This window comes from Neorhizobium tomejilense, from assembly GCF_964254135.1.
GTDB classification, from domain to species: domain Bacteria; phylum Pseudomonadota; class Alphaproteobacteria; order Rhizobiales; family Rhizobiaceae; genus Neorhizobium; species Neorhizobium tomejilense.
The window spans coordinates 1,154,732-1,179,935 of the sequence record NZ_CAXUSO020000001.1 but is presented as its reverse complement, the minus strand read 5'-3'; the positions used below and the strand labels follow the sequence as shown (position 1 = coordinate 1,179,935).

Genomic DNA, 25,204 nt, shown 5'->3' with positions numbered 1-25,204 from the left:
CCACCAAGGCAAAAGCCCTCGGTCGGAGAGAAAACGGCGCCGCTTCAAAAGCGGCGCCGGTCTTTCAATTACATGGTCTTGCCAGCGGCAAAGTCCTTGCGGAGCTGCACGCGCTGCGCTTCCGGAGCGGCAACGAGGCCGTACTCGACGAGCGGCGAGTCAGGACCGATCATGTCATCAGAGGTGAAGAACTCGACGTATTCCTTGAGGCCCGGAACAACACCCAGGTGAGCCTTCTTGACGTAGAAGAACAGCGGGCGGGAGACGGGATAGGTACCGTCAGCAATCACAGCCGCGGTCGGCTTGATGCCGTTGACGGTGGCGACTTTCAGCTTATCGGCATTGTTTTCGTAGAAGGCGAGGCCGAATACACCGACGCCAGTCTTGTTGGCGGCGATACGAGCGAGCGTCTCGGTATAGTCGCCGTCGATGTCCACAGCAACGCCGTCCTTGCGAACAGCGACGCACTTGGCGGTCGCCTGCTTGGCGTCCGGAACGAGCTTCTTGATGGCTTCCGCGGCACCAACTTCCTTGCAGCCTTCTGACAATACCTTCTCTTCGAAGACTTCGCGCGTACCGTGCTTCGTACCCGGAATATAGGCAGCGATCGGGCCCTTCGGCAGAGTCGGGTTGATCTCCGACCAGTTCTTGTAAGGGTTGGCGACGAGCTTTCCGTCAACAACCACTTCAGCGGCAAGAGCCTTGTAGAAGTCCTTCGGCTCGATCTTCATGTCGCCGTTGCTGCTGGCGGCCGCGAAGACGATACCATCGTAACCGATGCGAATTTCCTGGACGTCAGTCACGCCGGCTGCCTTGCAGGCTTCCAGTTCGCTCTTGTTGATCGGACGCGAAGAATTAGCAATGTCGATCGTGGCTTCGCCGACGCCCTTGCAGAATTCCTTGAGGCCCGCGCCCGAGCCGCCCGACTCGACGATCGGGGTCTTGAACTTCGGGAAGGCTTCGCCGAAAGCTTCTGCAACGATCTTCGCATAGGGAAGAACGGTGGAGGAACCGGCAACCTGAACCTGATCGCGAGCCGTTGCGACGCCTGCGGTGGCCAGCAAAATTGCGGCTACAGCGCAGCTTCCTAGATACTTCTTCATGGATTTCTCCCTTGGAATTCGGATTGACGCTTGGGCGTCGGCTACCCTCTATCTGTTGCTCATTACAGTTTTGTGACAGATTTATTTCATTTGTGAAAAGGACGCGCCCCAGCATTTGCACAGGTTTGCAGCCTCCGTGCCTGCTTCGGCAGAAGGGACAGAATATCGGTTATGACACCGAATTGGCGAGGGTGGACACTTCCACCGCCGCAGTTCGTCGAACGCATCAGGATATCTGATCCGGTATCGGTGACATCCTCGTTCGACGTCGTGCAGGAGCCCGACGGATCGTTGCCATGGAATACAGGGAGTTTCTATCTGGCCAGCGGAACGCCTCAGTCGCTCCGCGGCATGGTGTCCAGCCAGGTCGAGACCGTATCCAGCGTCCGCTTCTCCTGATCGGCTTCCAGGGAAAAACCGGGGCGGACGTTTGCCCTGGGGGCATGGGCCTCGACAACGCCGATGCTGTTGCCCGCGCCGTAACCACCGTGGGTCATGAACGGAACGACCTGCCTGCCCGCCAGGTCGTGGGCCAGCAGGAATGAGCGGATCACCGGCGGCGCGGTCATTCCCCAGATGGGGAAGCCCAGGAAGATCGTGTCGTAGGATTGTATGTCGGCAACAAAATGCATGAGGGGCGGCAGATAGGAGGATCTGGTCTCTGCCGCAGCCTGGGCGACCGTTGCCTGGTAATCCTCCGGATAGGGCGTGGCCGCCATGATTTCAAAGAGCGTGGCATCGCGGGCGCGCCGGATCTGTTTCGCGATCACCCGTGTGTTCCCGGTTCGGGAGAAATAGGCCACCAGCACGCGGGGTTGCGGGGCTGCGAATACCGGCGCCCGGGGCATGACGACACCTGCGGTCGTCAGCGATATCGCCTTCAAGAGCGTGCGTTTCGGGATCTTATGGCTCACGCCCGCCTCCTCTGTCAGGATTCGTATTTGTAGAGCGCCGCGCGATTGAAGGGATCGATCTTCAGCGTCGAGACCTCCCGGAGGGCGTCACCCCGCCAGTCCGTGGCCGCCTCACACTTGGCATCGATCAGCATCGTCGTCCTCGCGGCGGTGTCGTACGGCTTCCATTTCGGCATACGGTCGTTGTTCGGGTTTCCGGTCCGCGCGAAGCTCGCGAAGGCCGACATCAGGTTCATGGAGGTCTCCATTGCCTCGTCGCCCGATCCGGTCATCTCCCCGGCCTCGTTGACGGTGCCGAACGCAAACGGGATATCGACGGCATGCGGCGAGCCGAGCACGCCGTTCTCCCACGGGATGGGCCAGTTGAAACTGTACATGTAGACGGGAGCCTGCCCGGAGGCGCCCGACTTGGTTTCGGCGGCCCCGGTCAGCGGAAGGCGGAACTGCACGTCGGAGGCGACGGCGACCAGGATGTCCGACGGGGTCATCTCGCGTGACGCCTTGCGGTACGCCGCCATGATCGCATCGACCTTCCGGTCGTCGATCTTGAACACCGTGCGCATCCTCGTCCGCATCTGGTCGTCGGTGAGCTTGAAGTTCCGCATGTCGCTCTGGAAGAACAGGCTGGCCTCCGTCTTGGTGCTCCCCATCATCAGCGGCACCCTGGCATGCATTGCGAGGCCCTCCGCCGTCATCGGACGGGTGACGATGTGCTTTCCGTCGATGACCGGGCGGGCGCCTTCGAACGAGGCAGCCACGGCACGGTTGCGTGCATCGAGCACGGCCTGCATCGGGATCTGCTGCGCCGCCGCGAGGTTTTTCGGATCGACGCCGAGCTCCTTGATGAACGCGTTGGCATAAGGCTCCATGGCCGCCGCCGGATCGACGTTGAGGCCGGCCGCGCCGCTCATGCTGATGGCGCGATGGAACAACCCTTGGCCCTTCGGCATCGTCAGCAGGGTCATGATCTTCGATCCGCCGCCGGACTGTCCGAAGACGGTTACGCTGCCGGGGTCTCCGCCGAATGCAGCGATGTTGTCGCGGACCCATGCCAGTGCCGCAACGATGTCGAGATTGCCGGCATTGGCTGCGTCGCCGAAACGCTCGGCATCGAGGTGGGACAGGTTGGTGTAGCCGAACGCGTTGAGGCGGTGGTTGATCGTGACGACCACGACGTCGCCGTAGCGGGCGAGATTACTTCCGTCCAGACCGGCACCGCCTCCCCCGCCGTTGATGTATCCGCCGCCATGGATGTAGAACATCACCGGGCGATTGGCATTCCTGTCCAGGTCGGGCGTGAACACGTTGAGGACGCAGCAGTCCTCGCCAAGCGGCTCGTTCTGGTTATACCAGCCGAACAAAGGCCCGCTCATTCCGGTGTTGAACTGCGGGCTGAGGGAGCCGTATTTCGTGGCATCGCGCTCGCCTGCCCAGTCCTGCACCGGTTGCGGAGCCTTGAAGCGATTGGCACCGGCCGTGCTTGCGGCATAGGGGATCCCCTTGAAGCTGAAGGCTCCCTTTGCAAGGGAGCCACGCAGGACGCCATTCCTGATCCCGACGGTCGTGGATTGGGCCGCCATCGACATGGTGCCTCTGAAAAAGACCGGCGCGGCCACGCCGACTGCCAGCGTGGAAAGGAACCCGCGTCTGCTCTGCTGCCCGGCCTTCATCGTTTTCTCCATGTCCTCGATCTCGCAAGGAAACCTAGTCCGACTTGCTTCCATCGAAAAGATGGTGGAATGCTCTAGGGCCTATTAGGAAAACTTATCGATGGCGAAGCTTTATAACGACCTTGCCGTGTTCGTCGCCGTGGCCCGAGAGGGCAGCTTCACGAAGGCCGCGGCAAGATTGAACGTCTCGCAGTCGGCTCTGAGCCAGACGATCAAGAACCTTGAAGAACGTCTTGGGTTGCGGCTTCTTGCACGGACATCCCGAAACATCTCGGCCACGGAAGCGGGCGAGCGCCTTCTGGCGTCGCTCAGGCCCAGGTTCGAGGAGATCGATGCGGAGCTTGATTCATTGATGCATCTCCGGGAGCGCCCTGCCGGAAGGATTGCCATCACGTCGAGCCAGCATGCGGCCGAGACAATCCTGTGGCCGGTGCTCGAGACGTTTCTCCGCGAATACCCGGAGGTGAAGATCGAAGTGATCGTCGATGCGGCCATGGTCGATCTCGTGGCCGAGCGGTTTGATGCCGGGGTTCGTCTGGGGGAACAGGTCGAGAAAGATATGATCGCGATGCGCATCGGGCCTGACCTGAGAATGGCGGTGGTCGGCTCACCATCCTATTTCGAAAAGCAGGGACTGCCCGTAACTCCCGAGGATCTGACGCGTCACAACTGCATCAACATCCGGATGCCGACCTCCAAGGCCATCAACGCGTGGGAGCTTGAGAAGGCTGGAAAAGTCGTGAACGTCAGGGTCGATGGACAGGCGGTGTTCAACAGCGGTTCACTCAGGATCAACGCGGCCCTCACTGGCCTTGGCATCGCCTATATGCTGGAGGACTACGCCCAGCCATATATCGAGGACGGACGCCTGGTCCGTGTTCTTGACGATTGGTGCCCGCCCTTCGCTGGCTATCATCTGTATTACCCGAGCCGGCGGCAGCATTCCCCCGCATTCGTGCTCCTGCTGAACGCGCTTCGTTACCGCGCCTAGGTTACAGTCAAAGCGACGACGCGCGGCCGGGCAGGTCATGTGGACCGCAGGCCCAATGAGACCAATGTCCCCGCCCCCCACCGGACCTTGGTCCCGAAGGCGGGCTCATTGGTCCTAATCCCATGGATTTATATCGGCTGCTGCTCCAGAATGTACGGCATCTGAAAAGCCGCAAAGCGCAAAGCTTATGTGGCTTTGGCAATGCATATCAGGAGATGGGTGAACATGAACAAGGTCCTCAAGAACGGCATCGTCGTCCTTGCGCTCGCCGCAGTGTCCGTCGGTGGAGGCGTAACCGGATTTCCGGACCTCGCCTTGGCCAAGGATGGCAATGGCGGCGGTAACGGCGGCGGTAATGGTGGCGGCGGTGGAAACGGCGGCGGCAAGGGCGGTGGTCGCGACGATGTCTCGAACCATGGCAATTCCGGCAAGAGCCGGTCGACCTCGGCCAGTCTCGGCTCCGGCAAGGAGCGGACGAAGAAGGATGCCGACCGCAAGGTCTCGAAGGCAACGCCAACGGAAAAAGTCAAACCCCAGGCCGCAAAAGTGGCAGGCCTCAGTTCCTTGAAGCGCAATTACCACGCCTATCTCAACACCAACGATCCGCGGATGACCTCGCTCTCGGCCTATGTGAAGGCCTATGCGCAATACGAACAGACGAACGGCATCGATCCTGCCGCGACCGACCCCGAGCTCGGCGAGGCAGCGCTTCGCGATGCGCTCGAAGATTTCGCGGGCGCACCGGTGAGCGACGAGGCCTTCGGATGGGCGCAGGACGAGCTTGGCGTGGGGCCGGCGGTCGGCAAGATCGACCAGGTCCGCGACCAGCTCGACACGGACGCAGATCTCTGAGAGCCGCCCTCTAAACCGACAGCGCCGTATGCCTCCCGGCATACGGCGCTTTAAAGATTGTCGAACTGCGACAATAACCTCTTCAGATCCGATGGATCCGGAGAGTTTTTTGCGGGACTAGAACTTGTAGTTCACGCCAGCCTTGAGCGTCTGGTCGCGCACGTCGGTCCTGGAGGAGACGCCGCCGGAAGTGCTGCGGACGTCGTTGGTCATGGTGTAATTGTATTCGACCCGGGCCGACAGGTTGTCGGTGAGCTTCTGCTCGACGCCCGCGCCCAAGATCCAACCCGGCTTCCAGCCGTCCGGACCGGACGTGCCGTTCTTGCCGCCGAAGCTGGTGAGCGCAGCACCCGCGGTGCCGTAGACGAGCGTCTGGTTGAAGCCAACGCCGGCCTTGGCCTTGGCGGCCACGCGGCCCTTTTCAGTGATCTTGCCGCCCGGTACGCGGCTTTCCACGTTGCCCAGATGCGAGGCTTCGATTTCCGCGCCGACGACGCCGGAATCGAGGTCTATATTGTAGCCGCCGTGAGCGCCCAGAACGAGGCCCTTGTCGCCATCGAACGGGTTCAGCTTGCGGGATGCCATGCCAAGATCGGCACCGACATAGGCGCCACCCCAGCCCGCCTTCGGCGCGCCAGCAGGTTCGTTATAAGCCGGCGGTTCGGAATAGGGCGCGAGGTCGGCAGCCCAGAGGGGCGTGGCGAAAGATGCGGCGAAGATCGCCAGGGCGAAGGACTTCTTGTTCATGGTCTTGGCTTTACTCCGTACAGCACCTGCGTCGCGAACACATGCAGGCGGTTACTCAAAAGGTTACGCACCGCGCGGCAGTCACGGTCATCCCAACCAAGCCCCTCAGGCCCGGACCGCCGGCAAGTATCCATTCATTTTTCACGAATTCATAAACACTTCCTTAACCCGCCGACGACTGCCGCGAAGGATCCGATCAACAAGTGTAACAGTATCGGGAGCGCCTGATGAAATCGCCCCATTCGCTCTTCATCAATCCGTCGCCGCCGCGAGAATTTGGCCGCCATTGCGCTCCTGAACTAGCAGAGCACGTTTCTCGTTGGGCTTTGCCGGCGGGATCATCCGGCTTTGTGGCTTGCCATTCCACAGGCCGAGATGCGTCAGTTCGCGCACCACATGTGCATGGGGCAATGTCTCGCCGGCATTTTCGCCGCGTGCCACCGGAACTTCGACAAGGCCCGCATCATAGCGGACCAGCCAGATATCGGCAGGCGACGCCGGTTTGCCACCGCCGTCGATCGTTGCCGTATCGCCCTTCAGGCGCACCGCAGGTCCGGCAAGTGGCCTTTCTGCTGCAATCAGGCTGCGGACTTCACCGAGATCTTGGCCGACCGTCGAGGTGCGGCCATTGATGACCATCTGAGGCGTGAACGGGCCCGACTGGCCGAGTGCCGGTTCGTAGGTCACCTGGCGCTGGGTGAACTCCTTCCTGCCGAAAATGTCCTTCCAGCCGAGGTAGTCCCAATAGGTCACGGCGAAGCTGAGCGCCAGGATGTTGGGATCGCTGCTCAGCTTGACCAGATTGGCATTGGCGGGCGGGCAGGACGAACAGCCCTGGCTCGTAAACAGTTCGACCACGACCGGATTTCTCGCGCCGGCCAGGGCGGGTGCTGCACCGATCAGGCCAAGCGACGCGGCGGCGATCGCGATACGAAACGAATTCAGGTTTTTCACGCGGATGCTCCTTGCAGCATTGCCATCGCACCTTCATTCGCGGCGGTCCGCGCCTCGGTTACAGGCTCACGCTTTAGTGACCTCTCCCGGACAGCCTGGCCGCCCCTTTTCGCGTCTACGGCTTGACGGCGCGGATGTGCAGGAAGATCGGCGCGACGCGGGTGTCGGCGACGACCGGTTCGGCCTGCGCCACCTCTTCGGATGCCATCGGCTCGCCGAAAGCCTCGATCACCAGCCCGGCGCCGACGATCATCGACACCCAAGTGGTCAGCGTCCGGTGGAAACGCGGCACCGCAAACGGCGTCAGCTTCGCCCGCTCCTCGGCCGGAATGTCCGAAAACAGCCAGCGTTCGATGCGCCCGTCCGTCTCGTCGAAATAGTCGGCCACCTGGATGGCGACCGCCTCGCCCGTCTCGTCACGGATGTTCTTGCGCGTCGGCGGCACGAAACAGGGATGCAGGATCGAGAACTGCAGGAAACCGCCGGGCTTCAGCACACGGTAAATGCCCTTCAGAACCCCTCGCTGATCGGCCATGTCCATCATCGACATGAAGGCGGTGACGAAATCGAAGCTTTCGTCCGGGAAATCGATCCCCTGCCCGTCGCCGAGCACATAGGCAATGCCGAGCGGATCGGCAGCTTCCGTCTCGCGGGCGTAACGGATGAAGGTCGGGGCGATGTCCAGCCCGGTCATCTCGGCCCCGCGCCGCGCGACCTCGCGGGTATTGGTGCCCTCGCCGCAGCCGAGATCGAGGCCTTTCAATCCGGCGACCGGCGTCAGCATGTCGAGAAAGGCCGGGGTGTTCAGCGCGTCCCGGTATTTGTCGTAACCCGCCCGCGAATAGATCGTCCAGGTCTCGGCATTGCTCTCCCAATGGGCGCCGACATCCGTCGCATCCATGCTCGTCCTCCTCTCAATCGTCGAATGGGCCGCGAGCTATATCCGCGACGGATGACAATGAAAAGACGTCGGAACCCGGAAAGCAGAAGCCTTCCGGCAGCAAAAACCGCCGGAAGGCTTCTGTTGGAACGGATCTCCTGGCCCGGAGGCCGGGGGCGGTTACTGCAGCGTGCGCTGGAAAGTCTGCATGTCCGCCGGAGTGCCGGGAGCGACACCGGCTTCGCCGCCATCGAGGCCGGTCGCGACGACCGAGACGCGGAACTTTCCATCGAGACTGCGGTCGAAGATCGCGCCGACGACGATATCGGCGTCGTCCATTACTTCGTCGCGGATGCGGCTTGCGGCTTCGTCCACTTCGAACAGTGTCATGTCGGAGCCGCCGGAGATCGAGATCAGCACGCCCTTGGCGCCCTTCATCGAGATGTCGTCGAGCAGCGGGTTGGCGATCGCAGCTTCCGCGGCGAGCAGCGCACGGCCGTCGCCGGAGGCTTCGCCGGTGCCCATCATTGCCCGGCCCATGCCCTTCATCACCGACTTCACGTCGGCGAAATCGAGGTTGATGAGGCCTTCCTTGACGATCAGGTCAGTAATGCAGCCGACGCCGGCAAACAGCACCTTGTCGGCAGTCATGAACGCGTCGGCAAACGTGGTCTTGGCATCGGCGATGCGGAACAGGTTCTGGTTCGGAATGACGATGACGGTATCGGCAGCCCGGCGCAGTTCCTCGATGCCGGCATCGGCCGTCTTCATGCGGCGGTTGCCTTCGAAGGTGAAGGGCTTGGTGACGACGCCGACGGTAAGGATGCCGGCATTGCGGGCAGCATGGGCGATGACCGGTGCAGCACCGGTGCCTGTGCCGCCGCCCATGCCGGCCGTTACGAAGCACATGTGCGAGCCCGAGAGATGGTCCATGATCTCGTCGATCGATTCTTCCGCTGCAGCGCGGCCGATCTCCGGCAGCGAGCCGGCACCGAGGCCTTCGGTCACATGGGCACCGAGCTGGATGCGCCGCGACGCCTTGGAGGTTGCCAGAACCTGCGCGTCGGTATTGGCGGCGATGAAATCGACGCCTTCCAGTTCCTCGGCGATCATGTTGTTGATGGCGTTGCCGCCGCCGCCACCGACGCCGATCACGGTGATCTTCGGCCGCATTTCGGTGATCTGGTATTTTTTGGCGTCCGTCATCACAATCTCCTTGGCATCGGCACCCGCCGGCCGGGCGGCCTCGTGGCACCCGAATCACTTGTATTTTAGCTCGGCAACAAGGCAGAGGCTTGGCGAAAGAACAAGCTTGGTGTTGCAGAAAGCGGCCGGATGAAATTTTCCACAGATTGCGTGGAACCTTTTCCGGTCATAGCAATTGTGAACAGTCGATCACAAAAGAGAGAGGAGCACCACGTACCATGCCTACGTCCGCCGCACGTGCGTCCATAGCCCCGCCCGATGAACATATCCTCACCGTTCAGGAGGCCCTCGAACCGCTCTTTCTTGCCCTCGAGGAGGAGGCGGAGATCAAGATGATCGCGGCCGCCGTCAAGGCCGGCTGGTCCGTGGAAGATGCAGTCACCGCGATCGACGAGCTTCGCCGGACAGAACTCGTTTCCGCCAACTGGGCCCATTGACCCATCACAAAAACTCGTTCGCCTGACCGCCGGAGATGCCCTAGATCTACCGCACTGCATTTCAGCGTCGGTGAGGATCATGACCATCAGGAATATCTGCATTTATGGTGCGGGCGCTCTCGGGGGCACGTTCGCGACGAAGATCGCGAGCGGGCTCGGCTCGGAGGCCAATGTCTCGATCGTGGCGCGCGGCGCACATCTCGCCGCCATTCGCGACAAGGGCCTCACCGTCGAGCAGGGCGGCGATACCGCGCCGCTCCATGCGCGTGTCACCGCCACCAGCGACCCGTCGGAACTGCCGAAACAGGACCTGATCGTTACCGGTCTCAAGGGACACCAGCTTGGCGATGCGGCCGAGGGCCTTGCGAGCCTTCTCAGGCAAGGCACCCGGGTCATCATGATCCTCAACGGCATTCCCTGGTGGTATTTCCATCGGGATTCCGGAAGCGGGCATGCGGAAAGACAGCTCCCGGAACTCGATCCTGAGGGCAAGCTCTGGCGGCTGGTCGGGCCGGAACGGGTTATCGGCTGTGTCGCCTATCAGGGCGCGGAAGTGACCGAACCCGGCACAGTCCGCCTCAATGGCGACGGCCGCTTTTTCCTCGGCGAACCATCCGGCGAGCTTTCGCCGGACCTGGTGTCGATCTCCGGGCTTCTCGGCCGTGCTGGCCTCAACATCATCCCGACGCAGCGGATCCGCGACGAGATCTGGACCAAACTGATGGGCAACGCCGCATATAACCCGATCAGCGCGCTGACCCGCGGCCGGATGAACAGCATCATGGAAAATGCAGCGCTGGTCGCGCAGGTCGGCAAGGTGATGGCGGAGACCAGGGCCGTCGGCGAGGCGCTTGGCGCGGTCTTCAGCCGAAGCCTCGAAGAACAGCTTGGCCGGTCGGGCGGTTTCGGCCCGGTCAGGACCTCGATGCTGCAGGACCTGCTTGCCGGAAAGGCGCTGGAGATCGTTCCGCTGACCGGCATGGTGGTGGCGCTTGGCAAGCTCGCCGGCGTGCCGACCCCGACCTGCGAAACAGTGCTGGCGCTGACGCTGCAGCTCGACCGCGAAAACCTCAGAAACTGATTCAAGTGTTTCTGAACGGGAATCCGCAGATGCCGGCAAGTGCTTGAAATCAAAGCTATGCCGACCCTTCGTCCGGCATAGCTTTTGTTGCGGTTTTCACTTCTTCACCTGCTCCGCCCAGTTCGGCGCATTGCTCTTGCCGTCCAGGAAAGGCAGCACGGTCGGCGCCAGGGCCGGCGATGCGAATGCCTCGTAATGGGTGAGATCGGGCAGGATCGCCAGCCGGTTCTTCGGCATGTTCTCCCGCATCCAGCCGGCATCCTTCAGGCCGCCACCGAGCTTCTGATAAAACTCGACGATATGCTCCGGGCGCACCATGTCGCTGTCGCCGAAGACTAGCATGACAGGCATGGTCAACTTGGCGACAGCATCGGAGAAATCGTAGTCCCGGCGCATCAGGTCGCCCATGGCATCGAGGAGCCGCGGGAATTCGGAGACATCCGGAGCCACGGCCTTGTAGGAGATGAACATCGGCGTGTCCTTCATCATCTCGGCCATGGCACCGGTGACGGACTCCTGCTGCGGGATCATTTCTGGAAAGAAGCCGCGTTTGGCAAACGGTGCCGAGGCGATGACCAGCCGCCGCACCTTTTCCGGCGCCTGAGCGGCCATCTGCAGCGCGATGCCGCCACCCATGGAATAGCCGAGTACATCGACCTGGCGGTAGCCGAGGTCGGAGACGATCTCGCCCATGTCGGCGCCCATGGCTTCCAGGCTGATCGGACGCTTGCCGAGCGGGGTGCGGCCATGGCCCTGGAGGTCGACGGCGATGACCTGGCGATGCTCGGTCAGCGCCGGCATGATCGGCGCGAACATGTCGACCGAGCCGAGACCGCCATGGAGCAGCAGGAGCGGTTCGCCTTCCCCGCGGATCTCGTAATAATAGCTGATGCCGCCGGCCTCGACACGACCCTTCTTCGATGGCTCGGCGGCGGTCGCCTGCGGTGCGGCCGGTTTCGGCTCCTGCGCTTCGGCGAATGCCGGAACGAGCGATACGGCAAGGGCTGCGATTGCGGTGGCGATTATCCTGATCGACATGACGTCCTCCTCGGGGATCGGTGGTGATGCCCCAAGGACGGAGAGGAAGAGCCCGAGCCGACAATCCACCCCAAAAATTGTTCGCGCAAAGAAAATCCCGCCGCGAGGAGACGGCGGGACAGGCAGATTGGAGGTCAAAATATTATTCTTGTACGGCGGCTGCAGGGGATGAAAGCCGCCTGATTATCTTCGGCGCGGCATAGGGACTGTGCCGGCTGAAGATGGTCTTCAGAAACTAAACACACAGGTAGCCGCTAGGTTCCACCATTCGTTAACGACATTTTGTTAAGATTGATGAACTTCTATGCTGGCATCAATGAGGCAGGAATGGCCGTACCGAATTTCCGCTTTACCCACTACGATCTGAAACCGCAGCGCGCGGGGACGACGATCGAGGTGACGTTGAATGCGGTCAACAACGTGCGCCTGATGAACGCCGCCAACTTCCAGCGCTTTACCGAGCTTCTCGATTTCAAATATATCGGCGGCATCGCCAAACGGTCCCCCATCCGCCTGGTGATCCCGGAGGCTGGCCACTGGCACGTCATCGTCGACATGGAAGGCCATCACGGGCTGGCGGAATCTTCCGTCAGGCTGATCGGCGCACCGGCCAATGTCGTGGCCCAGAAACAGGCCTCCTGACCGGTTTCAGAAAAGGGTCACTTCGGGTTTCGTTCCTTGCGGAGCTTGGCCCACCAATCGAGCCGCTTGCGGATGTCACGCTCGAAGCCGCGCTCCGGCGGGTCGTAGAACGTCTGCCGGCCCATCTTTTCCGGAAAATAATCCTGACCTGAAAACGCGTCCGGCTCATCGTGGTCGTAGCGGTAACCGTCGCCATACCCCTCGCCCTTCATCAGCTTGGTCGGGGCATTGAGGATGTGCTTGGGCGGCAGGAGCGAACCGTTTTCCTTGGCGGCGCGGGTGGCGGCCTTGAAGGCGGTGTAGACCGCGTTGGATTTCGGCGCGGTCGCCAGATAGACGCAGGCCTGCGCGAATGCCAGCTCGCCTTCAGGCGAACCGAGATAGTCATAGGCATCCTTGGCCGCATTGCAGACGACCAGCGCCTGCGGATCGGCAAGGCCGATATCCTCGACCGCCATGCGCACCAGCCGGCGGCCGAGATAAAGCGGGTCCTCGCCGGCATCGAACATGCGCGCCAGATAATAGAGCGCGGCATCCGGATCCGAGCCGCGCACCGACTTGTGGAGCGCCGAGATCAGATTGTAATGGCCGTCCTGCGCCTTGTCGTAGACCGGGGCGCGGCGCTGGACGATCTGGGTGAGGCCCGTCGTATCGAAGACCTCCCCTTCCCGCGCAGCCCGCCAGACCTCCTCGGCGAGCGTCAGTACCGCGCGGCCGTCGCCATCGGCCATGCGGATCAGACTGGCGCGTGCATCCTCATCAAGCGGCAACGGCCTCCCCTCGGCCTGTTCGGCGCGGGCCAGAAGCTCGCTGAGACTCTCTTCGTCATGGCTGCGGAAGGTCAGCACCCGGGCCCGCGACAGAAGAGCGGCGTTGAGTTCGAAGCTCGGGTTTTCGGTGGTGGCACCGACCAGGATGACGGTGCCATCCTCCATGACGGGCAGGAAACTGTCCTGCTGGGCGCGGTTGAAGCGGTGTATCTCATCGACGAAGAGCAGCGTCTGGCGCCCGTCCATGCGGCGCAGGCGTGCGGTCTCGAAGACTTTCTTCAAGTCGGCGACGCCGGAAAAGATCGCCGAAATCTGTTCGAAGGCGAGTCCCGCCTCGCCGGAAAGCAGCCGCGCCACCGTGGTCTTGCCTGTGCCGGGCGGACCCCAGAAAATCATCGAGCCGAGCGAGCCGCTATCGATCATCCGCCGCAGCGCACCGTCCTCGCCCGTCAGGTGCGGCTGCCCGGTGACTTCGGCAAGCGACTTCGGCCGCAGGCGATCGGCAAGCGGCCGCCGGTTGGCGACCTCTTCCGGAACCTTGGGCGCGAAGAGATCACCGCTCATCGGAAGAACTGCCTGATACGCTGGCCGCCACGCTCGATCTCGACCCGCCAGAAGCCTGGATCGTCGTCGAGCATGGTTTCCATGCCCTTGGTGCTGGTGACGGCGGTGCCGTTCAGGGAGATCAGGATGTCCTTCGGCTCGAAACCGAGGCGGGCGGCGGGAGAGTTGCGCGTCACGTCGGTCACGACCACGCCGGTCTTTTCAGCCGGGATGCGCAGTTCGGTCGCGAGCTTCGGCGACAGGTTGGCCACGCGAAGGCCGGCAAACGGATTGCGCCCCTCGATCAGCCGCTCGTCGCGGGGCGTTGTTTCCGGGGCGGTGTTGAGCGCCAGGTTCACCTGCCGCTGGCCGTCGGCGGTCTGGATGGTCAGCACCGCCTGCCTGCCGAGACCGGCGGTGGTCAGCCGGTAACCGAGAGCATCGGGATGCTCGACCGAGATGCCGTTGACGGCGGTCACCACTTCGCCGGGCTTCAGGCCGGCCTTGTCCGCCGGTCCGCCTTCGACAACGCGTGTCACCAGTGCGCCGCGGGCGGTCTTGAGGCCGAGCGCTTCGGCCACATCCGAATTGACGGCATCGAAGCTCGCGCCGACGAAGGGGCGTTCGAAGCTCGTCTTGCCTGAGGCAGCCGTGGCGAGGAAAACTTTCACGAGATTGGCGGGGATCGCGAACCCGATGCCATTAGAGCCGCCGCCGCGCGAAAAGATCGCGGTGTTGATGCCGATCAGCTCGCCGTTCATGTTCATCAGCGCGCCGCCGGAATTGCCCGGGTTGATGGAGGCGTCGGTCTGGATGAAGAAGCCGAAATCGCCGGTGGTGACCTGGTTACGGGCAAGTGCGGAGACGATGCCGCTCGTCACCGTCTGGCCGACGCCGAACGGGTTGCCGATCGCAAGCACCAGATCGCCTACTTCGGTGCGATCGGAATCACCGATGGCGAGAACCGGAAAAGGCTCCTTCGACTTGATGCGCAGCACGGCCAGGTCGATGCTCGCGTCCTTCAGCACCACGTCACAGGGGAATTCGCGGCCGTCGGCGAGCGCGATCTTGATATCGTCGGCACCTTCGATCACGTGGTTGTTGGTAACGACGAGCCCATCTGCCGCAAGGATGACGCCGGAGCCGAGCGACGACTGCTTTTCCGAACGGTTCGGCATTCGCTGGCCGAAGAACTGCTCGAAGAAGGGGTCCCCCGCAAACGGATTGAGGCGCTGCACGACCCGTTCGGCATAGACGTTGACGACGGCGCCGGCCGTCTGCTTGACCAGTGGCGAGAAGGAGAGCTGCATTTCCTGACGGCTCTGCGGCACCACCTTTTCCTGGGCGAGTGCCGCAACAGGCATCAGAAGAACAAGAGCGAGAAGGCCGGTCGACACGCGTTTCGGCATGGTCAGCATGTAAGTCCTCATTTGAGAAAAATCCGGATCGATTTGTAGCGCGCCACGCTAGAAAGGAAAGGTGGCGGAACAACGGAGATTGTGGCGAAAACCGTCAAGCTTTCTTCCCTATATAGGGTCGAGATCGGGAGAAGAACATTGAACTGGCTGGCAGGCATGAAAGGTTGGGCGAAACGGCTGAAACGCGACGTTCTGGCGCTGTGGCTCGCCGCGCGCGACCGCCGCGTGCCATGGCATGCCAAGCTGGTCGCCGGCGCGATCGCGGCCTACGCGCTGTCGCCGATCGACCTCATTCCCGATTTCATTCCCGTTCTCGGTTATCTCGACGATCTGCTGATCGTGCCGCTCGGCATCGTGCTTGCCATCAGGCTGGTCCCCGCGCCGCTGATGAGCGAGTTCCGCGCCACGGCCGAGCGTTGGGCCGAACGCCCCACCAGCCGCACCGGCCTCGCCTTCATCCTTTTCATCTGGTTCTCCTGCCTCGTCTTCGCTCTCTGGAGCCTCTGGGAACTGAGCTGACCTCCAGGCGTTGCGACTGGAGATCAGGAGTGCAGCCATGAGACGTTTTACCATCGCCATCGCCTTGACGAGCCTTCTTGTCGGCCTGACGCTCTCAGGCTCGCCCCGAACTGCAACTGCTGCGAGTTTCGACTGCGAGCGGGCAAACCTTGCGGCCGACGAGAAGGTGATCTGCGACACACGCACGCTCAACGATGCCGACGTGAAGATGGTCACCACCTTCGACATCCTCACCAGCCTGATGGCGATGGGAAACCGTGGCAAACTGCAGGACGAACAGAGCGCCTGGCTGAAGAGGCGGCAGGCCTGCGGCGAGGATGTCGAATGCCTCCGGGCGGCCTATGGCGAGAGGCTAAAGCAGTTGGATGAGGCCTACAAGAATTTGAACCGGCCGCTTTGAGGGCATCCCGGGCGGATCGTTGATTTTACGAAACCGACACACCCGAAGGATGCATCCGTGCTATTGTTCGCCCGCCTATAGACGCGGGGGACCATCATGAAGGCTTTCAAGATCACATCGTGGAATGTCGAGTGGCTGATCGATTCTTTCAGTGTAGTGACTGGAAAGGCGAAGGAAAAATCGAAAACGTTCTCCGGCCGTCGCCCGTCAATGGTCGACGCGCAGGCAAAGCTGCAGGCCCTCCGCAGCGAGATATTGGCGATCGACGCGGACGTGCTTTTCCTGATCGAAGCGATCCGAGGCGCCGATGCGATGTCGGAATTCTGCAGGACCTATCTTCCTGAATACCAGCTCATCGTCCATCCTGCCGGAGACGATAGGGCGTACGGCATTCTGGGCGAGCAGTGGATGTGGTTTCTCGTCAAGCCGGAATTGGCTGCGGCGTCAGAAGCCCACCTGCTCGATCTTACGGTCTGGAAATCCTATACCGCCGCGGCAGCCTTCCGCCCGCAGGCCGACGGCAAATGGGTGTTTTCCGCACCCCAGCTGGTCAAGTCCAGCCAGACGGTCGGAAGCAATATCCGCCAGCAACATTCTCATTATCGCCACCCGCAGGTGCTGGTGATGACCTGGGAAGGGCGTCGGGTCGAGATCATCGGAGCGCATTTCAAGAGCAAGCATATCGGCATGGAAGTGCCGGGGCGAGCTGCCGGTCAAACGGACAAGAGATATTACGCGCGAGCCGACGTCAACTGGTTCATGGCCAATGCCCATCTTGCCCGCATCAAGCTGACGACTGAGGCGACGGATGTCCGTTACTATATCGACAAGCGCTTCGAGCAGGAGGAGTCGCCGATCATCTTCGTCATCGGCGATCTCAACGATGGCCCGGGCAAGGAGCTTATCGAGCGGGAATATCTGCTGCACGACCTGATCGGCGTCCTGCAGGGCGACATCTTCTTCGCGCGGAAATTTCTCAACCATGCACTTTTCGATTACCCGCAGAATTTACGCTGGACGTCACAATTTCAAGACAAGCTGGATCCGGCCCGCTCGCCCAATATACTGCTAGACCATATCACGTTCACGGAAGCGCTGAGCCGCCTCGGCCTCGGGTCGCTTATCGTACGTGCAAAGGCGGGGCTGGTGGAACATGAGATCCATGAGCGGATTAACGCGCTTCTGAGCGAAAAGGCGAAGACGAGCGACCATGCGCCCGTCAGCCTCATCGTCTCAAAACGCGATGCGACTCCAGCCGCGAACAAGTGAATCGGGCAACGAGACCCTTATTCCGGCAAGATCCGCACAGCGCCCTTGTCGGCACTCGCAGCAAATGCGGCGTAGGCCTTCAGGGCGGTGGTGACGTTGCGCTTGCGGGGCTGCGACGGCTTCCAGCCGGAGGCGTCCTGCTCTCTGCGGCGCTCGGCGAGTTCGGCGTCCGAAACGGCGAGGTTGATCGTGCGGTTCGGGATGTCGATCTCGATCTTGTCCCCTTCCCGCACCAGGCCGATCGTGCCGCCATTGGCCGCTTCCGGCGAGGCGTGGCCGATCGACAGGCCCGAGGTGCCGCCGGAGAAACGGCCGTCGGTGATCAGCGCGCAGGCCTTCCCGAGGCCCTTCGACTTCAGGTAGCTGGTCGGATAGAGCATCTCCTGCATGCCAGGGCCGCCCTTGGGGCCTTCGTAGATGATGACCACGACGTCGCCCGCGACGATCTCGTTGGACAGGATCGCCTTGACGGCCGCATCCTGGCTTTCGAAGACGCGGGCCGGACCGGTGAACTTCAGGATCGAGTCGTCGACGCCGGCCGTCTTCACGATACAGCCGTCGACAGCGATATTGCCCTTGAGGACCGCAAGGCCGCCGTCCTTCGAGAACGGATGCTCGACGGAGCGGATGACGCCCGCCTCACGGTCGGTGTCGAGTTCGTCCCAGCGGGCTTCCTGGCTGAATGCCACCTGGGTCGGGATGCCGCCAGGTGCTGCGCGGAAGAAGTTGCGCACCATCTCGCTGTTGGTGCGGGTGATATCCCAACGGTCAATCGCATCGCCGAGCGTTTCGGCATGGACGGTGAAACACTCGCGGTTGAGCAACCCGCCCTTGTCCAGCTCGCCGAGGATAGACATGATGCCACCGGCGCGGTGGACATCTTCCATGTGCACGTCGGCCTTGGCCGGCGCGACCTTGGAGAGGCAAGGAACCCGGCGCGAGAGCTGGTCGATGTCGTCAAGGTTGAAATCGACCTCGCCTTCGTAAGCCGCGGCAAGGATGTGCAGCACGGTGTTGGTCGAGCCGCCCATGGCAATGTCGAGCGTCATGGCGTTCTCGAAAGCCTGCTTGGTGGCGATCGAGCGCGGCAGGACCGAATAGTCTTCCTGCTCGTAGTGGCGGCGAGCGATATCGACGATCAAATGACCGGCCTCGACGAACAGGCGCTTACGGTCGGCATGGGTTGCCAGAACCGAGCCATTGCCGGGCAGAGACAGGCCGAGCGCTTCGGTGAGGCAGTTCATCGAATTGGCTGTGAACATGCCCGAGCACGAGCCGCAAGTCGGACAGGCCGAGCGCTCGATGACCTTGACGTCCTCGTCGCTCATCTTGTCGTCGGCGGCCGCAACCATGGCGTCGATCAGGTCGAGCGAATGGGTCTTGCCCTTGAGCACCACCTTGCCGGCCTCCATCGGGCCGCCGGAAACGAACACGGCCGGGATGTTGAGGCGCATCGCGGCATTCAGCATGCCGGGGGTGATCTTGTCGCAATTGGAGATGCAGACCATGGCGTCGGCGCAGTGGGCGTTGACCATGTATTCGACCGAGTCGGCGATGATTTCGCGCGAAGGCAGCGAATAGAGCATGCCGTCGTGGCCCATGGCGATGCCGTCATCGACGGCTATCGTATTGAATTCCTTGGCGACGCCGCCGGCCGCTTCGATCGCGCGGGCGACGAGCTGGCCCAAATCCTTCAGGTGCACATGGCCGGGCACGAACTGGGTGAAGGAGTTCACCACCGCGATGATCGGCTTGCCGAAGTCGCTGTCCTTCATGCCGGTCGCACGCCAAAGCCCGCGCGCGCCTGCCATGTTGCGGCCATGGGTCGTGGTTCTCGAGCGGTAAGCTGGCATGGTGTTGTCCTCGATCTCTTCTTGCGGGCCGGCACAGTCTACCGCTTTCGGGAGACGCGTGCAAAAGCCCGTGGTTTTGCGGCTTTCCTAGCGCAAAGCGCCCGGAGTGTCACTATCATGACAGGCCAAAGCGGTACGGTTGGAGCCGGCTGTCCGACGACGCCTCACCTCTTCCGCAGTTCATCCGGATGGATGTCGAAATGGTCGAGGATCATCTTGACGTTACGACGGTGCGATTTGAAGAAGAGGTCGAAGACATCGCCGGCCAGCGGCACGCTGCCGAGCACGGAATCGGCGGCGACATTGCCGAGCATCCGGGTGAGCTTTGCGGGCGGCAGGCCGAGCTTTCGGGCTTCGTTGACGATGTAGAGGCCGACGAGCGCGCCGCCCGCATCCCCCACCAGCGGGATTAGGCCGAAGACGGAGTCGGCGCCGAAACGGATGCGGGTGCCGGGAATGCCGATTGCCGTGTCCATCAGCCGCGCGATGCCCGAAAGGCGGCGCAGGCGCCGCAATCTCTCAGTGCGATTGACGAGGGTCTCGTGGCTTCCGGCCTCCCATGTGCGTGCCGTCATCTGCAATCTCCTCCTGTCGGGCGAATGGCCCTGCGATGAGAACTGAAGAACCAGAAATGGGGTTCCATCGATCGCATTTCCATCCGCAAACCTCCGGTTTTTCACGCAAACGTGGTCCGAACCAATCTTCGCGCCGCTGTGAAACCTTTTGGTTCCGCGTTACGTATAGGAGCAAGAAGGCACTCGTTGCCGCAGAGGAGATTTTCGACATGCCCGCTTATCGTCCGCCGCATATCGCGGCTTCCGAAATCACCCCCCGCGATATCTACATGTCGCGCCGGAATTTTATGGGTGCGGCGGCCGCCGCCGGACTAGCCTTTGCGGGCGCAGACAGCGCGTTTGCCGCGCCGCTGTCGGCCAAGCCCAGCGCCTTCAAGCTGGACGAGACGCTGACGCCGAAGGAGGCGGTCACCACCTACAACAACTTCTACGAATTCGGCGTCAACAAGGACGATCCGGCCGCCAATTCCGGCGACTTCAAACCGAACCCGTGGTCGGTGAAGGTGGATGGAATGGTCGGCAAGCCGAAGGAATTCGGGCTTGAGGAGCTCATGAAGATGAACCTCGAGGACCGCACCTACCGGATGCGCTGCGTCGAGGGTTGGTCGATGGTGATCCCGTGGATCGGCTTCCCGCTTTCGGCTCTTCTGGATCAGGTGGACGTGCTCGGCAGCGCCAAATACGTGTCGTTCGAAACCGTGGTGCGGCCGGAGGAAATGCCGGGCCAGAAGGGCTTTTTCCAGCCGCTGCCTTGGCCCTATATCGAAGGCCTGCGTCTCGACGAGGCCCGCCATCCCCTGGCGATCCTCGCGGTCGGCCTTTACGGCCAGACGCTGCCGAACCCGAACGGCGCGCCGATCCGGCTCGTCGTGCCGTGGAAATACGGTTTCAAGAGCATCAAGTCGATCGTCAAAATTTCGCTGGTCGAGAAGCAGCCGGAAACCACTTGGAAGAACGCCAACGCCCGCGAATACGGCTTCTATTCCAACGTCAATCCGGCGGTCGACCACCCGCGCTGGAGCCAGGCGACGGAACAGCGGATCGGCGAAGCCGGCTTCTTCGGCGCCAACCGTCGGCCGACCTTGCCCTTCAACGGTTATGCGGACCAGGTGGCGAACCTCTATGACGGCCTGGACCTGAAGGCGAACTATTGAGAATGGCGAGCCTCCCCTCCCTGCCCCGCCGCTATCACAAGGCCAGCGTCTGGGCGCTCTACGTGATCGGGCTCGTTCCGGCTGCCTGGTACTTTTACCTCGGGCTGACCGGTGGCCTCGGCTTCAATCCGGTCAAGGAATTCGAACATCAGCTCGGCATCTGGGCGCTGCGGTTCATCATCGCGACGCTCGCGATCACGCCGCTGCGCGATCTCGCCGGCATCAACTGGATACGTTATCGCCGGGCGCTGGGGCTGATAGCCTTTTATTACGTGCTGATGCATTTCTCGGTCTATCTGTCGCTCGACCTGCGCTTCGATTTCGGCGCTGTGGGCGGCGATATCGCCAAGCGGCCCTATATCACTATCGGGTTTGCCTGTCTGCTGATGCTGATCCCGCTTGCCGTCACTTCCAACAACTGGTCGATCCGCAAGCTCGCGCAAGGCTGGAACAGGCTGCACAGGCTGATCTACATCATCGCCGCCGGCGGGGCGCTTCATTACGTGCTGGCTGTCAAATCGGTGACGCTGGTGCCGTTCATCCACATCGGCTTGATTGCTCTCCTCCTCGCCTACCGGGCCGTCAGGCGGCCATTCATGAACTGGAAAAGGGCCAATAACAAACCGGCAAAACCCGTGGCTGCGCAGAGGGCAAGGCAGAACGGTTGACACGAGGCCGGCGGATCGGGTGAAGCGGTCTGCACGGGTGCCCCTAACGAAAGGAGCCGGATCCATTGATCCGGCTCTTTCATGTTCAGCGGTCCTTCAGGCCCGCTCAGAAATGCTTGCGGAACAGCAGCCGGTCGAGCGACAGATAGCCTCCTCCGAAGGCGGCGTAGAGGAAGGCGCCTCCGGTCCAGAACAGCGATGCCAGTTCTGCCTTGCCCTGAACCTGCTCTAAAAAGATGTGACCGCCATCCTTCAACCGCACCAATGCCTGCGGCGTGAACAGCTGTTGGCCGCCGGCCTTCAGCGCCTCGATGCCGGCCGGGGTCAGGAAGGCGTCGCCATAAGGGTGGGTGACGTGGAACCAGAGGGTCATGGCCAGCATCACGCCATTGGCGAGCGCCATGGGGCGGGTGAAGAGGCCAGCAGCGATGAACATGCCGCCGAAGAATTGCAGGGCGGCCAGGAAGGGCGACCAGAACCAGCCCGGATACATGCCGATATTTTCGACGAAGCCTACCTGCGCCAGCGGCGCAATGATCTTCGGCCATCCCTCGATCACCAGCATGCCGCCGACCGCCAGCCGGAATATGCTCCAGGCCATAGGCTGCGCCAGCTTTTCATAGACAGGGGCCAAAGCGGGAATGACGAGTTCGTCTTTTGCGTTCTCAAAAACTACATGTTCAACCATTTTCCGTACCTCACGATCTTGTCTCAATGCCGAGACCCTATCGCTTTGGCCACGCAAGCTCTTGACGCAGGTCAAGCCACGCAAACGATCGGTGCGATCTCATAGTTGGCCGAAAATGCGAAAAAGCCGGGCGTTTCCACCCGGCCTTTTATTCCGACGATGCGGACAGGATTATGCGGCTTCGGCAGCGTCTGCTTCAGCGGCAACGCGGGCCTTGTCGGCTGCGCCCTTGGCGTCGACATCGCGTTCAACGAACTCGATGACGGCCATGGCAGCGTTGTCGCCCTGGCGGAAGCCAGCCTTCATGATACGCAGGTAACCGCCGTTGCGGGTTGCGTAACGCGAAGCGATGGCGTCGAACAGCTTCTTGACGGCGTCCTGGTCCTGGATCTGCGAGATCGCCTGACGACGAGCGTGCAGGTCGCCGCGCTTGCCGAGGGTGACGAGCTTTTCAACGATCGGACGGATTTCCTTCGCCTTCGGAAGGGTCGTGACGATCTGCTCGTGGGTGATGAGCGAAGCCGCCATGTTGGCGAACATCGCCTTGCGGTGGCTGGCGGTACGATTGAGCTTGCGGCCGGCTACTCCGTGGCGCATGGCTATTCTCCTTTAATGCAGGTACCCATTCTTCTTAGGGCCTGCCGTTTCCTGGCACATACGGGCACTCATCTCTTTCGATCAGAGGCCCGCTGTTTGACGGGGAAAGGCAGTCAAAACCTGCCTTTGTTGATTTCAGTACTGGTCTTCGTAACGCTTGGCGAGATCTTCGATGTTTTCCGGCGGCCAGGCGGGAACTTCCATACCGAGATGGAGGCCCATGGATGCCAGAACTTCCTTGATCTCGTTCAGCGACTTGCGACCGAAATTCGGAGTGCGCAGCATTTCCGCCTCGGTCTTCTGGATGAGATCGCCGATGTAAACGATGTTGTCGTTCTTCAGGCAGTTGGCCGAACGGACCGAAAGTTCCAGTTCGTCCACCTTCTTGAGAAGCGCCGGGTTGAACGCGAGTTCGGTAACCGACTCCTCTTCGACGTCCTTCTGCGGCTCGTCGAAGTTGACGAAGACCGAGAGCTGGTCCTGAAGGATGCGAGCGGCGAAGGCAACGGCGTCTTCACCCGTGACCGAGCCATCGGTTTCGATGGTCATGGTCAGCTTATCGTAGTCGAGAACCTGGCCTTCGCGGGTGTTTTCCACCTTGTAGGACACTTTCTTGACCGGCGAATAGAGGCTGTCGACCGGGATGAGGCCGATCGGAGCGTCTTCGGCACGGTTACGATCGGCAGGGACGTAACCCTTGCCGTTGTTGACCGTGAATTCCATACGGATCTCGGCGCCCTCGTCGAGGGTGCAGATGACGTGGTGCGGGTTGAGGATCTCGATATCGCCAACCGTCTGAATATCGCCGGCGGTTACCGAGCCCGGGCCCTGCTTGCGCACGACCATGCGCTTTGCGTCGTCGCCATCCATCTTGATGGCGATTTCCTTGATGTTGAGCACGATGTCCGTCACATCTTCCCGGACGCCCGGGATGGAGGAGAACTCATGCAATACGCCATCGATCTGCACGGCGGTTACAGCCGCACCGCGCAGAGACGACAGAAGCACGCGACGAAGCGCGTTGCCGAGCGTCAGGCCGAAGCCGCGCTCGAGGGGTTCGGCAACCAGGGTTACCTTGGTACGGCCGGAGGAGGAGAATTCCACCTTGTTCGGCTTGATCAGTTCCTGCCAGTTCTTCTGGATCATCACTAAATACCTTCCGTTCGTTGCCACCATCCAATCGTGGCAACCGAGCATGAGGGGCACCGATCGGAACCATGTCCATCGGCGATATGGGTAAAGCCGCCGAACCTCCGCAGAGGGTCAGGCGGCTATTCCCGAGTTCAGACAGAGGCCGCCCATTCTCGATGCGAGATTCGGCAGCCCCCTCAATTTCCGACGATCAGACGCGGCGCTTCTTGCGCGGGCGGCAGCCGTTGTGCGGGATCGGGGTCACGTCACGGATGGAGGTGATCATGAAGCCGGCAGCCTGCAGAGCGCGCAGAGCCGATTCACGGCCGGAACCCGGGCCGCAGACTTCGACTTCCAGCGACTTCATGCCATGCTCCTGCGCCTTCTTGGCGCAGTCTTCGGCAGCGATCTGGGCTGCGAACGGGGTCGACTTGCGCGAACCCTTGAAGCCCTTTGCACCGGCGGACGACCAGGCAATCGCATTGCCCTGCGCGTCGGTGATGGTGATCATCGTGTTGTTGAAGGTAGAATTGACGTGGGCAACGCCCGACGTGATATTTTTACGCTCGCGTCTACGGACGCGGGTGGCTTCCTTGGCCATTTTATCCCTTTCGTTGATCTCTGCACCGCCGTAATTCCAGCGGCTCCACCTCAAGTAAGCAGTCGTTAGTCGTTAGTGAGCAGGACTAATCACTGCTCACTAATCACCGCTCACTTGAAAATTACTTCTTCTTACCGGCGATCGCCTTTGCCGGACCCTTGCGGGTGCGGGCATTGGTGTGCGTGCGCTGACCGCGGACCGGGAGGCCACGGCGATGACGCAGGCCGCGGTAGCAGCCGAGGTCCATCAAACGCTTGATGTTCATCGCGGTATCGCGACGAAGGTCACCTTCGACCTGGTAGTCGCGGTCGATGGTTTCGCGGATCTGGAGGATTTCCGAGTCCGTCAGCTGATGGACGCGCTTTTCAGCCGGAAGACCGACCTTCTCCATGATTTCCGATGCGAATTTCGGGCCGATCCCGTGAATGTAGGTCAGCGCGATGACAACGCGCTTCGCAGTCGGGATGTTGACGCCAGCGATACGTGCCACGCCTATTCTCCTT

At 61.7% G+C, this 25,204-nt stretch carries 27 protein-coding genes; 10 read left to right on the top strand and 17 right to left on the bottom strand.

All coding sequences use genetic code 11. The features are described from left to right. Positions 1-68: 68 nt before the first annotated feature. The 3 genes from ACSQ3G_RS06140 to ACSQ3G_RS06130 form a co-directional block, all read right to left on the bottom strand. Positions 69-1,103 carry a substrate-binding domain-containing protein gene (locus ACSQ3G_RS06140; protein ID WP_105424909.1) on the bottom strand — a complete coding sequence of 345 codons (1,035 nt, stop codon included), beginning with the start codon at positions 1,101-1,103 and terminating at the stop codon, positions 69-71. Between the two features lie 335 nt (positions 1,104-1,438). Continuing rightward, entirely contained in the window at positions 1,439-2,017 is a 579-nt protein-coding gene (locus tag ACSQ3G_RS06135; RefSeq protein ID WP_436109388.1) for a flavodoxin, read from the bottom strand. Between the two features lie 14 nt (positions 2,018-2,031). Further along, positions 2,032-3,687 (bottom strand): carboxylesterase/lipase family protein, encoded by a 1,656-nt coding sequence (locus tag ACSQ3G_RS06130; RefSeq protein WP_436109387.1) that lies wholly within the window; start codon positions 3,685-3,687, stop codon positions 2,032-2,034. Between the two features lie 100 nt (positions 3,688-3,787). On the opposite strand from ACSQ3G_RS06130, the gene ACSQ3G_RS06125 reads away from it, so the two are divergent. Next, entirely contained in the window at positions 3,788-4,678 is an 891-nt protein-coding gene (locus tag ACSQ3G_RS06125; RefSeq protein ID WP_436109386.1) for a LysR family transcriptional regulator, read from the top strand. 225 nt (positions 4,679-4,903) lie between these two features. After that, positions 4,904-5,530 carry a hypothetical protein gene (locus ACSQ3G_RS06120; RefSeq protein ID WP_436109385.1) on the top strand — a complete coding sequence of 209 codons (627 nt, stop codon included), beginning with the start codon at positions 4,904-4,906 and terminating at the stop codon, positions 5,528-5,530. A gap of 117 nt (positions 5,531-5,647) precedes the next feature. Here the strand turns inward: ACSQ3G_RS06120 and ACSQ3G_RS06115 are convergent, their stop codons facing one another. The 4 genes from ACSQ3G_RS06115 to ftsZ all read right to left on the bottom strand — a co-directional run bounded on the left by ACSQ3G_RS06115 (position 5,648) and on the right by ftsZ (position 9,317). Beyond that, the gene (locus ACSQ3G_RS06115) at positions 5,648-6,277 is read right to left on the bottom strand and encodes an outer membrane protein (protein ID WP_436109384.1); all 630 of its coding nucleotides are present in this window, start codon (positions 6,275-6,277) and stop codon (positions 5,648-5,650) included. Positions 6,278-6,529: 252 nt separating this feature from the next. Further along, a complete protein-coding gene (locus ACSQ3G_RS06110; RefSeq protein ID WP_436109383.1) occupies positions 6,530-7,231 on the bottom strand; it encodes a DUF1223 domain-containing protein in 702 nt (233 codons plus the stop codon). Positions 7,232-7,346: 115 nt separating this feature from the next. Next, positions 7,347-8,132 carry a class I SAM-dependent methyltransferase gene (locus ACSQ3G_RS06105; protein WP_436109382.1) on the bottom strand — a complete coding sequence of 262 codons (786 nt, stop codon included), beginning with the start codon at positions 8,130-8,132 and terminating at the stop codon, positions 7,347-7,349. Between the two features lie 159 nt (positions 8,133-8,291). Continuing rightward, on the bottom strand, positions 8,292-9,317 hold the full coding sequence (ftsZ, locus tag ACSQ3G_RS06100; RefSeq protein WP_105401094.1) for a cell division protein FtsZ: 1,026 nt from the start codon (positions 9,315-9,317) through the stop codon (positions 8,292-8,294). 218 nt (positions 9,318-9,535) lie between these two features. On the opposite strand from ftsZ, the gene ACSQ3G_RS06095 reads away from it, so the two are divergent. Both ACSQ3G_RS06095 and ACSQ3G_RS06090 read left to right on the top strand, forming a co-directional pair. Beyond that, entirely contained in the window at positions 9,536-9,754 is a 219-nt protein-coding gene (locus ACSQ3G_RS06095) for a hypothetical protein (protein WP_105401093.1), read from the top strand. Between the two features lie 79 nt (positions 9,755-9,833). Next, positions 9,834-10,835: a ketopantoate reductase family protein gene (locus ACSQ3G_RS06090; RefSeq protein ID WP_436109381.1), complete on the top strand. Its 1,002-nt coding sequence runs from the start codon at positions 9,834-9,836 to the stop codon at positions 10,833-10,835. Positions 10,836-10,931: 96 nt separating this feature from the next. On the opposite strand, the gene ACSQ3G_RS06085 is transcribed toward ACSQ3G_RS06090, so the two are convergent. Beyond that, entirely contained in the window at positions 10,932-11,873 is a 942-nt protein-coding gene (locus ACSQ3G_RS06085) for an alpha/beta fold hydrolase (protein WP_436109380.1), read from the bottom strand. Positions 11,874-12,200: 327 nt separating this feature from the next. On the opposite strand from ACSQ3G_RS06085, the gene ACSQ3G_RS06080 reads away from it, so the two are divergent. After that, positions 12,201-12,515: a DUF1883 domain-containing protein gene (locus ACSQ3G_RS06080; protein WP_105401090.1), complete on the top strand. Its 315-nt coding sequence runs from the start codon at positions 12,201-12,203 to the stop codon at positions 12,513-12,515. A gap of 17 nt (positions 12,516-12,532) precedes the next feature. Here the strand turns inward: ACSQ3G_RS06080 and ACSQ3G_RS06075 are convergent, their stop codons facing one another. Continuing rightward, positions 12,533-13,849, bottom strand: coding sequence for a replication-associated recombination protein A (locus ACSQ3G_RS06075; RefSeq protein ID WP_105401089.1), 1,317 nt, complete (start codon positions 13,847-13,849; stop codon positions 12,533-12,535). Beyond that, entirely contained in the window at positions 13,846-15,246 is a 1,401-nt protein-coding gene (locus ACSQ3G_RS06070; RefSeq protein WP_436111672.1) for a DegQ family serine endoprotease, read from the bottom strand. The genes ACSQ3G_RS06075 and ACSQ3G_RS06070 overlap by 4 nt, the downstream gene beginning before the upstream one ends. Before the next feature lie 138 nt (positions 15,247-15,384). On the opposite strand from ACSQ3G_RS06070, the gene ACSQ3G_RS06065 reads away from it, so the two are divergent. The 3 genes from ACSQ3G_RS06065 to ACSQ3G_RS06055 all read left to right on the top strand — a co-directional run bounded on the left by ACSQ3G_RS06065 (position 15,385) and on the right by ACSQ3G_RS06055 (position 17,434). Further along, a complete protein-coding gene (locus ACSQ3G_RS06065; RefSeq protein ID WP_436109379.1) occupies positions 15,385-15,765 on the top strand; it encodes a YkvA family protein in 381 nt (126 codons plus the stop codon). A gap of 37 nt (positions 15,766-15,802) precedes the next feature. Continuing rightward, positions 15,803-16,165 (top strand): lysozyme inhibitor LprI family protein, encoded by a 363-nt coding sequence (locus ACSQ3G_RS06060; RefSeq protein WP_436109378.1) that lies wholly within the window; start codon positions 15,803-15,805, stop codon positions 16,163-16,165. Between the two features lie 96 nt (positions 16,166-16,261). Continuing rightward, positions 16,262-17,434: an endonuclease/exonuclease/phosphatase family protein gene (locus tag ACSQ3G_RS06055; protein ID WP_436109377.1), complete on the top strand. Its 1,173-nt coding sequence runs from the start codon at positions 16,262-16,264 to the stop codon at positions 17,432-17,434. A 17-nt stretch (positions 17,435-17,451) separates the two neighbouring features. Here the strand turns inward: ACSQ3G_RS06055 and ilvD are convergent, their stop codons facing one another. Together ilvD and ACSQ3G_RS06045 are read right to left on the bottom strand one after the other, a co-directional pair. Beyond that, entirely contained in the window at positions 17,452-19,287 is a 1,836-nt protein-coding gene (gene ilvD / locus ACSQ3G_RS06050; protein ID WP_436109376.1) for a dihydroxy-acid dehydratase, read from the bottom strand. Between the two features lie 164 nt (positions 19,288-19,451). Then, positions 19,452-19,862, bottom strand: coding sequence for a DUF4112 domain-containing protein (locus tag ACSQ3G_RS06045; RefSeq protein WP_436109375.1), 411 nt, complete (start codon positions 19,860-19,862; stop codon positions 19,452-19,454). A gap of 209 nt (positions 19,863-20,071) precedes the next feature. Between ACSQ3G_RS06045 and msrP the strand changes: the two genes are divergently transcribed. Both msrP and msrQ read left to right on the top strand, forming a co-directional pair. After that, entirely contained in the window at positions 20,072-21,016 is a 945-nt protein-coding gene (gene msrP, locus ACSQ3G_RS06040; RefSeq protein WP_436109374.1) for a protein-methionine-sulfoxide reductase catalytic subunit MsrP, read from the top strand. Positions 21,017-21,018: 2 nt separating this feature from the next. Next, positions 21,019-21,684: a protein-methionine-sulfoxide reductase heme-binding subunit MsrQ gene (gene msrQ, locus ACSQ3G_RS06035; protein WP_436109373.1), complete on the top strand. Its 666-nt coding sequence runs from the start codon at positions 21,019-21,021 to the stop codon at positions 21,682-21,684. Positions 21,685-21,790: 106 nt separating this feature from the next. On the opposite strand, the gene ACSQ3G_RS06030 is transcribed toward msrQ, so the two are convergent. The 5 genes from ACSQ3G_RS06030 to rpsM form a co-directional block, all read right to left on the bottom strand. Then, complete coding sequence (locus ACSQ3G_RS06030; RefSeq protein WP_436109372.1) at positions 21,791-22,372, bottom strand: DoxX family protein; 582 nt, start codon at positions 22,370-22,372, stop codon at positions 21,791-21,793. Between the two features lie 171 nt (positions 22,373-22,543). Further along, positions 22,544-22,969 (bottom strand): 50S ribosomal protein L17, encoded by a 426-nt coding sequence (rplQ, locus tag ACSQ3G_RS06025; RefSeq protein WP_007766870.1) that lies wholly within the window; start codon positions 22,967-22,969, stop codon positions 22,544-22,546. 135 nt (positions 22,970-23,104) lie between these two features. Beyond that, on the bottom strand, positions 23,105-24,115 hold the full coding sequence (locus tag ACSQ3G_RS06020) for a DNA-directed RNA polymerase subunit alpha (protein WP_007766867.1): 1,011 nt from the start codon (positions 24,113-24,115) through the stop codon (positions 23,105-23,107). 196 nt (positions 24,116-24,311) lie between these two features. Then, positions 24,312-24,701: a 30S ribosomal protein S11 gene (rpsK, locus tag ACSQ3G_RS06015; protein WP_007766864.1), complete on the bottom strand. Its 390-nt coding sequence runs from the start codon at positions 24,699-24,701 to the stop codon at positions 24,312-24,314. Between the two features lie 121 nt (positions 24,702-24,822). Beyond that, a complete protein-coding gene (gene rpsM / locus ACSQ3G_RS06010; RefSeq protein ID WP_024164297.1) occupies positions 24,823-25,191 on the bottom strand; it encodes a 30S ribosomal protein S13 in 369 nt (122 codons plus the stop codon). Positions 25,192-25,204 lie beyond the last annotated feature (13 nt).

Bases quoted from the DNA above. Each gene is read 5' to 3' on its own strand.
- ACSQ3G_RS06080 (WP_105401090.1), top strand. From the start codon at position 12,201: ATGGCCGTACCGAATTTCCGCTTTACCCACTACGATCTGAAACCGCAG.
- ACSQ3G_RS06060 (WP_436109378.1), top strand. From the start codon at position 15,803: ATGAGACGTTTTACCATCGCCATCGCCTTGACGAGCCTTCTTGTCGGC.
- ACSQ3G_RS06105 (WP_436109382.1), bottom strand. From the start codon at position 8,132: ATGGATGCGACGGATGTCGGCGCCCATTGGGAGAGCAATGCCGAGACC.
- ACSQ3G_RS06140 (WP_105424909.1), bottom strand. From the start codon at position 1,103: ATGAAGAAGTATCTAGGAAGCTGCGCTGTAGCCGCAATTTTGCTGGCC.
- ACSQ3G_RS06020 (WP_007766867.1), bottom strand. From the start codon at position 24,115: ATGATCCAGAAGAACTGGCAGGAACTGATCAAGCCGAACAAGGTGGAA.
- rplQ (WP_007766870.1), bottom strand. From the start codon at position 22,969: ATGCGCCACGGAGTAGCCGGCCGCAAGCTCAATCGTACCGCCAGCCAC.
- msrP (WP_436109374.1), top strand. From the start codon at position 20,072: ATGCCCGCTTATCGTCCGCCGCATATCGCGGCTTCCGAAATCACCCCC.
- ACSQ3G_RS06030 (WP_436109372.1), bottom strand. From the start codon at position 22,372: ATGGTTGAACATGTAGTTTTTGAGAACGCAAAAGACGAACTCGTCATT.
- ACSQ3G_RS06095 (WP_105401093.1), top strand. From the start codon at position 9,536: ATGCCTACGTCCGCCGCACGTGCGTCCATAGCCCCGCCCGATGAACAT.
- ACSQ3G_RS06130 (WP_436109387.1), bottom strand. From the start codon at position 3,687: ATGAAGGCCGGGCAGCAGAGCAGACGCGGGTTCCTTTCCACGCTGGCA.
- ACSQ3G_RS06085 (WP_436109380.1), bottom strand. From the start codon at position 11,873: ATGTCGATCAGGATAATCGCCACCGCAATCGCAGCCCTTGCCGTATCG.
- ACSQ3G_RS06115 (WP_436109384.1), bottom strand. From the start codon at position 6,277: ATGAACAAGAAGTCCTTCGCCCTGGCGATCTTCGCCGCATCTTTCGCC.
- msrQ (WP_436109373.1), top strand. From the start codon at position 21,019: ATGGCGAGCCTCCCCTCCCTGCCCCGCCGCTATCACAAGGCCAGCGTC.
- ACSQ3G_RS06070 (WP_436111672.1), bottom strand. From the start codon at position 15,246: ATGCTGACCATGCCGAAACGCGTGTCGACCGGCCTTCTCGCTCTTGTT.
- ACSQ3G_RS06055 (WP_436109377.1), top strand. From the start codon at position 16,262: ATGAAGGCTTTCAAGATCACATCGTGGAATGTCGAGTGGCTGATCGAT.
- ACSQ3G_RS06120 (WP_436109385.1), top strand. From the start codon at position 4,904: ATGAACAAGGTCCTCAAGAACGGCATCGTCGTCCTTGCGCTCGCCGCA.
- ACSQ3G_RS06090 (WP_436109381.1), top strand. From the start codon at position 9,834: ATGACCATCAGGAATATCTGCATTTATGGTGCGGGCGCTCTCGGGGGC.
- ftsZ (WP_105401094.1), bottom strand. From the start codon at position 9,317: ATGACGGACGCCAAAAAATACCAGATCACCGAAATGCGGCCGAAGATC.
- ACSQ3G_RS06045 (WP_436109375.1), bottom strand. From the start codon at position 19,862: ATGACGGCACGCACATGGGAGGCCGGAAGCCACGAGACCCTCGTCAAT.
- ACSQ3G_RS06125 (WP_436109386.1), top strand. From the start codon at position 3,788: ATGGCGAAGCTTTATAACGACCTTGCCGTGTTCGTCGCCGTGGCCCGA.
- ilvD (WP_436109376.1), bottom strand. From the start codon at position 19,287: ATGCCAGCTTACCGCTCGAGAACCACGACCCATGGCCGCAACATGGCA.
- ACSQ3G_RS06075 (WP_105401089.1), bottom strand. From the start codon at position 13,849: ATGAGCGGTGATCTCTTCGCGCCCAAGGTTCCGGAAGAGGTCGCCAAC.
- rpsK (WP_007766864.1), bottom strand. From the start codon at position 24,701: ATGGCCAAGGAAGCCACCCGCGTCCGTAGACGCGAGCGTAAAAATATC.